The sequence below is a fragment of the Frigoribacterium sp. Leaf164 genome, assembly GCF_001423665.1.
GTDB classification, from domain to species: Bacteria; Actinomycetota; Actinomycetes; order Actinomycetales; family Microbacteriaceae; genus Frigoribacterium; species Frigoribacterium endophyticum.
Genome location: NZ_LMOX01000001.1, coordinates 228,362 through 240,291 on the forward strand (window position 1 = coordinate 228,362; position 11,930 = coordinate 240,291).

Genomic DNA, 11,930 nt, shown 5'->3' on the forward strand with positions numbered 1-11,930 from the left:
GCCGGGCTCGACGCGAGGGCGGCCGGGAGGGCCGGAGCAGTCCCCGCGGGCGTGGCCCCCGAACGGGTGATCTGCACGATGCGTCGCGGAATGGTCGGGCGGGGGCGGATTGTCAGCTATGCTCCCCGCTCTTGTGGCTCCGGCCGGAGTGGGCGTATAAACGACAGGTAACGGGGAACACGCGACGCAGTCACGCGGAGATCAGGTGCCTCCTCTTCTCAGTCAGGCGCCTCATGGCCCGTTCGACCTCCTCCCGCCCCCTCTTCTCCGCCCGTCCGGTGCTCGCCGGGGCCGTCGTGCTCGGCGTCGCCGCCGCGCTGGCCCTCTCCACGGCTCCCTCCGCCCGGGCCGTCGGGCTGATCGACCTCGGCGACGCGACGAGCTTCGCGGTGCTCGGCGGCCAGACCGTCACGAACACCGGCGTCTCGGTGGTGCAGGGCGACGTCGGCCTCTCGCCCGGGACGTCGATCACCGGGTTCCAGGGCGGCCCCGGCGTCGTCACCGACGGGACCCTGCACGCCACGGACGCCCTCGCGGCCCGGGCGCAGGCGTCGCTGCAGCGCGCCTACGAGCAGTCGGCGAGCCTCAGCCCGCAGGCCAGCATCTCGCTCGCCGACCCCGCCGACCGCCTCCTCACGCCCGGCGTCTACGCGACCGACGGCGTCGACGCCCTGCTGCCCGACACCGCCGCGCTGACCTTCGCCGGCGACGCGGCCTCGACCTGGGTCATCCAGGTGCCCCAGGACCTCACCATCGGCAGCGGCACGTCGATGGTCTTCACCGGCGGCGCCAGCGGCTGCAACGTCTTCTGGCAGGTCGGGCGCTCCGCGACCATCGGCGGCGGCTCGGCGTTCGCCGGCACGGTCATGGCCCAGACCTCCATCTCGGTCGTCGCGACCTCGACCGTCGACGGGCGCCTCCTCGCCCGGACCGGTGCCGTCACCCTCGACACGACGCGCATCGTCCGCGACGCCTCCTGCAACGAGGCCCCGCAGATCACCTCGTCGGCCCCGACCGACGCCACCGCCGGCACGCCCTACGCCTTCACCGTGACCGCCACCGGCAGCCCCACGCCCACGTTCACGTCGACCACGCTGCCCGCCGGCCTCTCGCTCGACGCCACGACCGGGGTCATCTCGGGCACGCCCACGACGCCCGGCACCACCACGGTGACCGTGACGGCCACCAACGGCGTCGCGCCCGCCGACACCGCGACCTACACGATCACCACCCTCGAGGCCGCCGTGGTGACGCCGCCGGTCGTGCCGGTCACGCCGCCCGTCGTGCCCGTCACGCCGCCCGTCACGCCGGTCGTGCCCGGGACGCCCACGACGCCGGGCGCCACCACCCCGCCGGTCACGACGACCCGCATCACGCCCGTCGCCGACCGCGGCCGCGTGGCCGCCCGTGACGGCGGAGCCCTCGCCTACACCGGCTCCGAGGCCACGCTGCCCCTGGCTGTCGGGGCCGCCGCGCTGCTCGCCGGGCTCGCCCTCGTGCTGGGCACGCGCCTCCGTCGTCGCGGAGAGCAGCAGCACCGCGGCTAGTCCCGTCCGCGGGCACGGAGCGTGCCGCGTGCGCCCGCCGGCTGTCAAGCCCCGGACGTCGCCCTGACCGCCGGGTTCGGTGGGTCGTGACCGACACCACGACCACGGGAAGGCAGGTGACCTCGTGATCGAACGAGGGAACACGACGCACGATCCGGAGCAGGACGAGCAGCTGGCACACGAGGCGCAGGGCCTCGTGCAGGGCCGGGGAGGCGCGGGCCACGTCCAAGAGGCCCGCCAGACCGAGCCGCTGCCCGACGACACGGACTCCGCCGAGGTGCAGCAGGCTGCGGGCCTCGACGGCGAGCTCGTCGACGTCGAGACCGCGGTGACGCCGGAGCCGCCGAGCGCCGGGGGCGACGGCACGGACACGCTCACGGAGACCGCCGCGGGGCTCAGCGCCGACCCCGTCGCGGTCAGCACGGAGACGCCCGAGGGAGCCGACGTCGAGCGCGCCGAGCCCGACGGCTCGGACCCGTCGGCGCCCGGCCAGCCCGTCACCGACGTGGCCGGGGCCGACGCACGAGCCTCCGAGGGGGCCTCCGCCGACGGAGCGGGCTCGTGACCGACACCGAGGTCGGCGACTCGCTCACCCCGCTGCTGCGCGGCGACCGGCCGACGACCTGGGCCTACGCGGACGTCTCGGCCGCCCGGGAGGACCCGCGCGGCTGGGCCGACAGCCTCGCCACCGCGACCCTCGACGCGCTCGTGCAGGCCGGAGCCCCGGTGGACGACGCCCGGGTGCTCGCCGAGGAGCTCGTCGCCCCGCCCGGAGTGCCCGCGCCGGTCAGCCGGTGCGTGCTCGTGCAGGGCGGCGAGGTCGTGCTCAGCGAGGTGCTGCCCGGCCCGGCGAAGGCCGCTGATGCCCTCGGCCACGGCCCCGTGCCCGACGCGCTGCCGCTGCTGGCGCACCGCCCGGTCGACCTGACCTTCCTCGTCGTCGAGGTGGGGCGCGACGGCGGCGGGTTCCGCGTGTACCGCTTCGGCCACGGCGAGGTGCAGCGCGAGCAGCAGGTGCAGGGCCGCACCGACACTCTCCACAAGATCCAGGGCGGTGGCTGGGCCCACAAGAGGATGCAGTCGCACACGGAGGAGCAGTGGCGACAGAACGTCGGCGAGCTCGGCGACGCGATCGACTCCGCCGTTCGACGTCACCGTGCCGGGCTGGTCGTGGTCGCGGGCGACATCCGGGCCCGTCAGCTGCTCGAGCTCGAGCTGTCGGCGGAGACCCGTGGCCTGCTGTCGGTGGTGCCGACCGACACCAGGGCGCCCGACGCCGCCGACGACGCCCTCGTCTCGCAGGTCGAGGTCGCCCTCGCCCGCGTCGTGGCACAGCGGGTGCACGACGCCCTCGACCTGCTGCGCACCCACCTCGGGCGCGGCGACGGCACGGCGGTGAGCAGGGTCGGCGAGGTCGTCGCGGCGCTCGCCGCGGCGCAGGTCGACACGCTGCTGCTCGATCCGTCGGCGGTCGACGACCGCACGCTGCTCGCGCTCGGCGACGCCCCCTGGGTGGCGACCGCCCCCGAGGAGGCGCTCGGGGCCGAGGTGCTCGCGGAGCTGCCCGCCGCCTCGGCCCTGGCCCGGGCCGCGCTGCTGACCGACGCCCGCGTCGTCCTCGCGAGCGCCGGTGCCCTGCCCGGCGACACCGGCCTCGGCGCCCTGCTGCGCTGGCCCGTCGGGCCGGCGAGGCCCGGCACCGACGCGGGCTGAGCGCCGGCCGGCCTGGTCGACACCCGTCCGACCGCACCCGCACACGCCGACCGCACCCGTGAGCATGCACGCACCGACCGCACGCACCGACCGCACGCACCGACCGACCGCACCGAGGAGGACCCCCGTGAGCGACGACTCCGCCCTGCCCCTGCCCGACTACGACCACCTGCCGCTCGGCACGCTCGAGACCCGGCTGCACGCCCTCGACGAGCCCGCCGTCGCGGCCCTGCTCGAGCACGAGCGGGCGCACGGCGACCGGCTGCCGGTCGTGCAGCTGCTCGAGGCGCGGCTGGGCCGCCTCCGCGACGGTGCCGAGCCGACGGGCGGCCTCCCGGCCACCGAGCCGTCGGTCGGCGCAGCGCCCGCGGGCGGTTCGCGCGTGAGCCCGGCGACGGCCGGCCCGGCGATGAACCCGCCGTCGCAGGGCGACCCGATCAACCCCGCCCAGCCTCGGTGAGCCCGACCCGGCGCGGTGGCTCACCGCGGCCCGGCGACGGCGCGCAGCCCGCCCGGCTGCGGGGAGGGGTGGAGGCGCCGGGCGCGTCTCACTAGCCTGGGCCCGTGAGCAGAGACCGAGTCCTCGCCCCCGCGCCGCCCGCCGACGGGTCGAGGCCGAAGGGGCCGGCGTCGTACTTCCCGAGCATCGAGGCCACCTACGGCCGGCCGGTGCAGGAGTGGCTCGACCTCGCCGCCGACCGGCTCGACGTCGAGCCGCACATGCAGGTCGTCGCCTGGCTGAAGGCCGAGCACGGCCTGGGCCACGGGCACGCGAACGCCGTCGTCGCGTACGTCAGGGCCGCCCGCGCCGCGCAGTAGCGGCCCCTGCCCCGTCGTCCCGCCGCGGACGGGCGCCGCACCCCGTTCCGTTCACCGCACCCCGATGCAGCGGGGTGCGGTGAACGGAACGGGGTGCGATGAGCCTTGGTGCGCGGGGTGAGGGGCGCGACCCCGAGGGGTGCGGCGGGCGCGCGCCGCGCTCAGCCGGCGTCGACGAGGCCGCGGCGGCGGTGCACGGCCCAGACGGTGCCGGCGACGCCGATCAGCACGGCCGAGAGCACCATCAGCGCGGGCCAGCCGCCCACCGGCCACACGGCGCCCGCCAGCGCCGAGCCGATGGAGCCCCCGACGAAGTTGCCGACGACGAACGCGGTGTTGAGCCGGCTGCGCGCCGCGGGGTCGAGCGACAGCAGCCGCGTCTGCAGCAGCACCTGCGACGACTGGATGCCGACCGACAGCAGCGCGACGGCGATCAGCACCACGACGAGCGAGTCGCCGCCGAGGCCGGCGACGACGAGGGAGACGAGCGTCACCGCGAGCCCGACCCCGATCGCGGGCAGCGAGAGGCCGCGGTCGAACAGACGGCCCGCGCGCTGGGCCCCGACGGCGCCGGCGACGCCGACGATGCTGACGAGCCCGATCTGCGCCGGCGACCAGCCGTACGGCTCGGCCGAGAGCAGGAAGGTGAGGCCCGTCCAGAACATCGTGAAGACGGCCATGACGGAGGCGCCGATCACCAGCGAGACCCGCACCTGCCGTCGACGCGCCACGGTGGTCAGCACCGACCAGAGCAGCTGCCGGTACGGGGCGGCCGCGCGGCGGGGCAGCGACGGCACCGACCGCGCCATGAGGGCGGCGAGCACGACCAGCAGCACCGCCGCGACGACGTAGACGGCCCGCCAGCCGAGGGCGTCCGCGACGAGGCCGCTGATCGCCCGCGACACGAGGATGCCGAGGATCAGCCCGCTGGCTACCGTGCCGACCACCCGCCCCCGGTCGGCGTCGGTGGCGAGGTCGCCCGCCAGCGGCGTCAGCATCTGCCCGGCCACCGTCGTGAGGCCCACCAGCGTCAGCGCCACGAGCAGCAGCGGGAAGCTCGGGGCCGCGGCGCTCGCCGCGAGCGCCAGGGCGGAGAGCAGCATGATGAGCGGCACGGCCCGCCGTCGGTCGACCCGGTCGCCGAGCGGCACGATGAAGAAGACCCCGAGGGCGTAGCCGACCTGGGTCACGGTGATCAGCAGCCCGGTGGAGGCGGGGGAGGCGTCGAGGTCGCCCCCGATGATGCCGAGCAGGGGCTGCGCCCAGTACAGGTTGCCGACCGCGGCGCCGCCCGCGACCGCGAAGAGCAGGGTGCGGCCCCGGGTCATCGTCGCCGTCGAGGGCGAGTCGGGCGAGGTGGGGGCAGGAGCGTCGTTCGTCACGCGGTCGACGCTACGCACTCCCGGGCAGCGGAGGGAGGCCCGGGCGGTGACCCCTCCAGGTGAGCGGCGTACGGTCGACGCCAGCAGGTGCGCCCCGCCTGCCGGGGCCGGTTCGCCGGCTCCTGGTCCCGACTCGTTTCCCGGAGCCGGGGCCGCCCCTCGTCCTCCCGCCGACGCGCCCTTCCCTCCGGGCCCGGCCGGTGCCACGATGTGCACGAGCGCCGACCGGCGCCGCCCGGCGACCCGCCGGGGCCGACCTCGACGACGAGGAGTCGACCATGTCCGTGCAGCTCACCCCCTACCTCGCCTTCCGCTCGGAGGCGCGTGAGGCGCTCGACTTCTGGGCCTCCGTGCTCGGCGGCACGCCGACGACCACCCGCTTCGGCGACTTCGGCGTGGGCACGCCGGCCGAGGCCGACAAGGTCATGCACGGCCAGCTCGAGACCGACGCCGGGCTCGTGCTGATGGCGGCCGACCGTCCCGACGAGATCCCGCTCGAGTCGGAGAACGCGATCTCGTTGTCGCTCAGCGGCGGGGCCGACGACGAGGAGGCGCTGACGCGCTGGTTCGACGGCCTCGCCGAGGGCGGGCACGTGCACGTGCCGCTCGCGAGGGCGCCGTGGGGCGACTCGTTCGGGATGGTCGACGACCGCTTCGGCATCCACTGGATGGTGAACATCGCGGGCGCGGGCGCGGGCGCGGGCACTGCCGCTGATGCCGACGCCGAGCACGCCTGAGCAGGACGCGCTGAACGGGCCCCCGGCGGCCTACTCCTCCGTGATCGCGACGAGGCTGATCGGCACGCCCGGCGAGACCAGCAGGTCGGCCCGCTGGTAGCGCCCCTCGCCGATGTCGACCTCGAGCCAGAACGCCTCGCCCCCGGCGACGGCGGCGAGCACGCGCTCGCGCACCGCGTCGAGCTGGTCGCCGGGCAGCGTGTAGAGCACCCCGTCGTAGTGGACGTCGACGCGCTTGGTCACGAGGCGGCCCCGTTCGTGACGGGGGCGGCCCCCGGGGCCGAGCTCGCGCCTCCGGCCGGCCCGGCGGGCTCGTCGACGACCTGCAGGCCGATGTTGGTGTTGGCCGTCATCTCGAGCGCCCGGACCCACTCGGGGTCGATGCGCGGCAGACGGCTGCCGTAGTACTTGTAGACGAGCGGGATGGGCGGGTGCAGCCAGATGGCGGTGCGCCCGTCGCCGACGGCATGGTCGTCCTTCCACGAGAAGTAGAACGACTCCCCGCGGCGCTGCTTCATGCCGATCACGATCTGCAGGTGCGCGAGGGTCCGGTCGTCGAAGTCGACGCTGAGCGCCTTGTCGTACGCGAACTTGCCCATGTCTGCCCCTCTGGCTGGCGGGGTGGGGGACGCCCGGCCGGTCGTCCCTCCACGAGCCCTGGCCCCCGGAGGGAACGAGGCTGCTCCCGAACCCATCGGCCCTGTTCCGATGCCTGTCCAGGGCTTGCGCCGACCCCTGCTCGGGGGGTATCGGGCCTCGGCCCCGCACCGTCCGGGCGGCCCCCGCGTCAGCGCCGCGTGAGGATCGGGCCGCGCGGCGTGAGGAAGCCGTGAGGAGCCCCGGTCGGCCCCGCTGCCCGGTGTCTACTGACTCGCTGTGCCCGCCACGGGCACCGGGCCCGAGCGGGCCCGCCCCGTCAGCCTCCCTGGGAGTCGTCGTGCTCGACATCGTCTACCTGTTCGCCGTCATCGCGGTCTTCGCCGTGATCGCCGTCATCGCGAAGGGGGTCGAGAAGCTGTGATCGTGTTCGAGATCGGCGCCGCCGTGCTCGCCGTCGCCGCCCTGGTCTACCTCGTCTGGGCCCTCGTGCAGCCGGAGCGCTTCTGATGGACGCCCTCCTCGGCGTCCTCCAGGTCGCCACCGTCGCCGCGGTGCTCGTCGTGGCCTACCGCCCCCTCGGCGACCACATGGCCCGCCTCTACTCGAGCACCCGCCACCTCCGCGCCGAGCGCGTCGTGTACCGGCTGATCGGGGTCGACGGCTCGGCCGAGCAGAGCTGGCCCGCCTACCTCCGCGGCGTGCTGAGCTTCTCCGTCGCCGGCGTGCTCGTGCTCTACGCGATCCAGCGCCTGCAGGCCGTGCTTCCCCAGTCGCTCGGCTTCCCCGCCGTGCCCGAGGGCCTCGCCTTCAACACCGCCGCCTCGTTCGTCACGAACACGAACTGGCAGTCGTACTCGCCCGACCTCACGCTCGGCTACGCCGTGCAGCTCGGCGGCCTCGTCGTGCAGAACTTCGTCTCCGCCGCGGTCGGCATGGCCGTGGCCGTCGCGCTCATCCGCGGCTTCGCCCGCGTGCGCACCGGCACCGTCGGCAACTTCTGGGTCGACCTGACCCGCGGCGTCGTGCGCCTGCTGCTGCCCCTCGCGCTGATGAGCGCCGTCGCGCTGATGATCGGCGGCGTCGTGCAGGACTTCACCGGGTTCACCGACGTCACCACGCTGACCGGCGGCACGGCCACGATCCCCGGCGGGCCGGTCGCCTCGCAGGAGGCGATCAAGATGCTGGGCACGAACGGCGGCGGGTTCTTCAACGCGAACTCCGCCCACCCGTTCGAGAACCCCACGCCGTGGACGAACGCGCTCCAGGTCGTGCTCATGCTCGTCATCCCGTTCTCGCTGCCGCGCACCTTCGGCACCATGGTCGGCTCGCCCCGTGAGGGCCGCGCGATCGCCCTGGTCATGGCGCTGTTCTTCGTCGTCTCGCTCACGGCGCTGACGATCTTCGAGCTCCGCGGCGCGGGCACGGCGCCCGAGCTGGCCGGCGGAGCGATGGAGGGCAAGGAGGCGCGGTTCGGCATCATCGGATCGGCCCTGTTCGGCACGACCTCCACCCTGACCTCGACCGGCGCCGTCGACTCGATGCACGACTCGTACACGGCGCTCGGCGGCATGATGCCGCTGCTGAACATGATGCTCGGCGAGATCGCCCCCGGCGGCGTCGGCTCGGGCCTCTACGGCATGCTCGTGCTCGCCGTCATCACGGTGTTCATCGCCGGGCTGCTGGTCGGCCGCACGCCGGAGTACCTGGGCAAGAAGCTCGGCCCGCGCGAGATCACGCTGGCCAGCCTGTACATCCTCGTCACGCCGACCCTGGTGCTCACCGGCACGGCGCTGAGCTTCGCGATCCCCGCCGTCCGGGCCGACGTCGAGGCGACGTCGATCTGGAACCCCGGGGTGCACGGCTTCACGGAGGTGCTCTACGCCTTCACCTCGGCGTCGAACAACAACGGCTCGGCCTTCGCCGGGCTCACCGCGAACACTCCCTGGTTCAACACCGCGCTCGGGGTCGCCATGCTGCTCGGCCGGTTCGTGCCGATCGTGCTGGTGCTCGCGCTCGCCGGGTCGCTCGCCGCCCAGGACAGGATCCCCGCCACCGCGGGCACCCTGCCCACCCACCGGCCGCTCTTCGTCGGCCTCCTCGCCGGTGTCTCCGTCGTCGTGACGGCGCTCACCTACTTCCCCGTCATCGCACTCGGGCCTCTCGCCGAAGGGCTGAACTAGACCATGCCGACACCATCCGACACCTCCACCGGGGCCTCGACCCGCGACTCCCGCACGACCGGCTCCGCCGGGGCCACCGGCGACCCGACCGGCGAGGCCGGCACCGGCGCCCCCGCCGCGGGCCGCCCCGCGGCCTTCGGCCCGGCGCAGCTCGCCGCGGCCCTGCCCGGCGCCCTGCGCAAGCTCGACCCGCGCCGCATGTGGCACGACCCGGTGATGTTCATCGTCGAGGTGGGCGCCGCCTACACGACGCTGCTCGCCGTCGCCCAGCTCTTCGGCGTGGGCGACGCCACCTCCGGCGGCTCGCCGGTGCCCGGCTCGTTCACGGTCGCCATCGCCGTCTGGCTGTGGCTCACGGTCGTGTTCGCGAACCTCGCCGAGTCGGTCGCCGAGGGTCGCGGCAAGGCGCAGGCCGAGACGCTGCGCGCCACCCGGACGAGCACGACGGCACGACGCGTCGCCTCGTACGACGCCGACGGCGACGCCTCGGCCGAGCACGCCGCCGTCGACGACGTCTCGTCGGCCGACCTCGGGCTCGGCGACGTGGTCGTGGTGACGGCCGGCGAGCTCGTGCCGGGCGACGGCGACGTCGTCTGGGGCATCGCCTCGGTCGACGAGTCGGCCATCACGGGCGAGTCGGCCCCGGTGATCCGGGAGTCGGGCGGCGACCGCAGCGCCGTGACCGGAGGCACCCGCGTGCTCTCCGACCGCGTGGTCGTGCGCATCACGAGCAAGCCGGGCGAGACCTTCGTCGACCGCATGATCGCGCTCGTCGAGGGTGCGAAGCGCCAGCGGACGCCGAACGAGATCGCCCTGAACATCCTGCTCGCGAGCCTCTCGATCGTCTTCGTGGTCGTCGTGCTGACCCTGAACCCGATCGCCGGCTACAGCGACGCGTCGGTGAGCGTGCCGGTGCTGATCGCGCTGCTCGTCTGCCTCATCCCGACGACGATCGGCGCGCTGCTCAGCGCGATCGGCATCGCCGGCATGGACCGCCTCGTGCAGCGCAACGTGCTCGCCATGTCGGGCCGCGCCGTCGAGGCGGCGGGCGACGTCACCACCCTGCTGCTCGACAAGACCGGCACCATCACCTACGGCAACCGCCGGGCGGTCGAGTTCACGCCGCTGGACGGCGTCGCCGAGGCCGAGCTGGTGGAGGCGGCCGCCACGTCGTCGCTCAGCGACCCCACGCCCGAGGGCCGGTCGATCGTCGACCTCGCGCTCACCACCGGCTGGCACGAGCAGGGCGTCGACCGCTCGACGATCGTGCCGTTCACGGCGCAGACCCGCATGAGCGGGCTCGACCTGCCCGACGGCACCGAGATCCGCAAGGGCGCCGCCGGGTCGGTCATCGCGTGGGTGGAGGAGGGCGGCCGGCTGGCCAGCACCGAGCACGACGAGCTGACCGGCCGCGTCGAGGCCGTCTCGACGGCGGGCGGCACCCCGCTCGTCGTCGCGGTCAAGGACGCCGGAGGCGCGGCGCGCGTCCTCGGCGTCGTCCACCTGAAGGACGTGGTGAAGGAGGGCCTCCGGGAGCGCTTCGCCGAGCTGCGCGCCATGGGCATCCGCACCGTCATGGTCACGGGCGACAACCCGCTCACCGCGGCGGCCATCGCCCGCGAGGCCGGGGTCGACGACCACCTCGCCGAGGCCACCCCGGAGGACAAGCTCGCGCTGATCCGCCGCGAGCAGCAGGGCGGCGCGCTCGTCGCGATGACGGGCGACGGCACGAACGACGCGCCGGCGCTCGCCCAGGCCGACGTCGGCGTCGCGATGAACACCGGCACGTCGGCCGCGAAGGAGGCCGGCAACATGATCGACCTCGACAGCGACCCGACGAAGCTGATCGACGTCGTGCGCATCGGCAAGCAGCTGCTCATCACCCGGGGCGCGCTCACGACGTTCTCGATCGCCAACGACGTGGCGAAGTACTTCGCGATCATCCCCGCGATGTTCGCCGGCGTCTTCCCGGGGCTGGGGCTGCTCAACGTCATGCAGCTCAGCTCGCCGTCGTCGGCCATCCTCTCGGCGATCGTCTTCAACGCCCTCGTCATCGTCGCGCTCATCCCGCTCGCCCTCCGCGGCGTCCGGTACCGGGCCGCGTCGGCGTCGTCGATCCTCGGCCGCAACCTGCTCGTCTACGGGCTCGGCGGCGTCGTGGCGCCGTTCGTCGGCATCAAGCTGATCGACCTCGTCGTCAGCCTGCTGCCCGGGTTCTGAGCCCGCGCCTCCCGCAGCACCACCTCTCGCAGCACCCACCTCGCAGCACCAGAGACAGACAGAAGGACTCACCATGAACGCACGCAGCACGCTGCGTCAGTACGGCACCGCCCTGCGGGCCGTCGTCGTCGCCACCCTCGTGCTCGGCGTCGCCTACACGCTCGTCGTGACGGCGGTCGGGCAGCTGGCGGTCGGACACCGGGCGAACGGCTCCGAGGTCGAGGTCGACGGGCAGGTCGTCGGCTCGTCGCTGATCGGCCAGTCGTTCACCGACGACGACGGGGCCGCCCTGCCCGAGTGGTTCCAGTCGCGGCCCTCCGCCGCCGGCGACGGCTACGACGCCTCCGCGTCGAGCGGCAGCAACTGGGGGCCGGAGGCCCCCGACCTGATCGCGGCGATCGAGGAGCGCCGGGCGGCCGTGGCCGAGAGCGACGGGGTCGACCCGGCGAGCGTCCCGGTCGACGCGCTCACCGCCTCCGCGTCCGGCCTCGACCCGCACGTCAGCCCGGAGTACGCGCGCGAGCAGGTCGAGCGCGTCGCCGCCGCCCGCGAGCTGCCCGTGGCCGAGGTGCGCGAGCTCGTCGAGCAGCACGTGCAGGGGCGCGACCTCGGCTACCTCGGCGAGCCGACGGTGAACGTGCTCGAGCTGAACGTGGCCCTGGCCGAGCTCGGGCGCTGACGAGGGGCGGTGCCGGGGGGCGCTGACGAGCGGGGCGCCGGGGGCGCACGAGG

Annotated in this window: 14 protein-coding genes; 11 read left to right on the top strand and 3 right to left on the bottom strand. The window is 74.7% G+C overall.

Annotated elements, in window-relative coordinates; translation table 11 throughout:
- Window positions 1-233 precede the first annotated feature (233 nt).
- The 5 genes from ASF82_RS00980 to ASF82_RS01000 all read left to right on the top strand — a co-directional run bounded on the left by ASF82_RS00980 (window position 234) and on the right by ASF82_RS01000 (window position 4,079).
- Window positions 234-1,547 carry an ice-binding family protein gene (locus ASF82_RS00980; RefSeq protein ID WP_056052231.1) on the top strand — a complete coding sequence of 438 codons (1,314 nt, stop codon included), beginning with the start codon at window positions 234-236 and terminating at the stop codon, window positions 1,545-1,547.
- A gap of 124 nt (window positions 1,548-1,671) precedes the next feature.
- Complete coding sequence (locus ASF82_RS00985; protein WP_056052234.1) at window positions 1,672-2,112, top strand: hypothetical protein; 441 nt, start codon at window positions 1,672-1,674, stop codon at window positions 2,110-2,112.
- Window positions 2,109-3,260 carry a Vms1/Ankzf1 family peptidyl-tRNA hydrolase gene (locus ASF82_RS00990; protein WP_056052237.1) on the top strand — a complete coding sequence of 384 codons (1,152 nt, stop codon included), beginning with the start codon at window positions 2,109-2,111 and terminating at the stop codon, window positions 3,258-3,260. The genes ASF82_RS00985 and ASF82_RS00990 overlap by 4 nt, the downstream gene beginning before the upstream one ends.
- A gap of 127 nt (window positions 3,261-3,387) precedes the next feature.
- Window positions 3,388-3,720: a hypothetical protein gene (locus ASF82_RS00995; protein WP_056052239.1), complete on the top strand. Its 333-nt coding sequence runs from the start codon at window positions 3,388-3,390 to the stop codon at window positions 3,718-3,720.
- 104 nt (window positions 3,721-3,824) lie between these two features.
- Window positions 3,825-4,079 carry a DUF4287 domain-containing protein gene (locus ASF82_RS01000; protein ID WP_056052243.1) on the top strand — a complete coding sequence of 85 codons (255 nt, stop codon included), beginning with the start codon at window positions 3,825-3,827 and terminating at the stop codon, window positions 4,077-4,079.
- 161 nt (window positions 4,080-4,240) lie between these two features.
- Here ASF82_RS01000 and ASF82_RS01005 read toward each other — a convergent pair whose 3' ends face one another.
- Window positions 4,241-5,461 (bottom strand): MFS transporter, encoded by a 1,221-nt coding sequence (locus ASF82_RS01005; RefSeq protein WP_235491122.1) that lies wholly within the window; start codon window positions 5,459-5,461, stop codon window positions 4,241-4,243.
- Between the two features lie 278 nt (window positions 5,462-5,739).
- On the opposite strand from ASF82_RS01005, the gene ASF82_RS01010 reads away from it, so the two are divergent.
- Complete coding sequence (locus ASF82_RS01010; RefSeq protein WP_056052246.1) at window positions 5,740-6,198, top strand: VOC family protein; 459 nt, start codon at window positions 5,740-5,742, stop codon at window positions 6,196-6,198.
- Between the two features lie 30 nt (window positions 6,199-6,228).
- Here the strand turns inward: ASF82_RS01010 and ASF82_RS01015 are convergent, their stop codons facing one another.
- The gene (locus ASF82_RS01015) at window positions 6,229-6,441 is read right to left on the bottom strand and encodes a hypothetical protein (RefSeq protein WP_056052249.1); all 213 of its coding nucleotides are present in this window, start codon (window positions 6,439-6,441) and stop codon (window positions 6,229-6,231) included.
- On the bottom strand, window positions 6,438-6,797 hold the full coding sequence (locus ASF82_RS01020; RefSeq protein WP_056052251.1) for a hypothetical protein: 360 nt from the start codon (window positions 6,795-6,797) through the stop codon (window positions 6,438-6,440). Before ASF82_RS01020 ends, ASF82_RS01015 begins: the two co-directional genes overlap by 4 nt.
- A 260-nt stretch (window positions 6,798-7,057) precedes the next feature.
- On the opposite strand from ASF82_RS01020, the gene ASF82_RS15410 reads away from it, so the two are divergent.
- From ASF82_RS15410 to kdpC, 5 genes are all read left to right on the top strand, one after another.
- A complete protein-coding gene (locus ASF82_RS15410; protein WP_156369874.1) occupies window positions 7,058-7,219 on the top strand; it encodes a hypothetical protein in 162 nt (53 codons plus the stop codon).
- Complete coding sequence (locus tag ASF82_RS15415; RefSeq protein WP_156369875.1) at window positions 7,216-7,305, top strand: potassium-transporting ATPase subunit F; 90 nt, start codon at window positions 7,216-7,218, stop codon at window positions 7,303-7,305. Before ASF82_RS15410 ends, ASF82_RS15415 begins: the two co-directional genes overlap by 4 nt.
- On the top strand, window positions 7,305-8,978 hold the full coding sequence (kdpA, locus tag ASF82_RS01025; RefSeq protein WP_056052253.1) for a potassium-transporting ATPase subunit KdpA: 1,674 nt from the start codon (window positions 7,305-7,307) through the stop codon (window positions 8,976-8,978). Before ASF82_RS15415 ends, kdpA begins: the two co-directional genes overlap by 1 nt.
- A gap of 3 nt (window positions 8,979-8,981) precedes the next feature.
- Window positions 8,982-11,198, top strand: coding sequence for a potassium-transporting ATPase subunit KdpB (kdpB, locus tag ASF82_RS01030; RefSeq protein WP_082514183.1), 2,217 nt, complete (start codon window positions 8,982-8,984; stop codon window positions 11,196-11,198).
- A gap of 73 nt (window positions 11,199-11,271) precedes the next feature.
- Complete coding sequence (gene kdpC, locus ASF82_RS01035; protein ID WP_056052256.1) at window positions 11,272-11,877, top strand: potassium-transporting ATPase subunit KdpC; 606 nt, start codon at window positions 11,272-11,274, stop codon at window positions 11,875-11,877.
- Window positions 11,878-11,930: the final 53 nt, after the last annotated feature.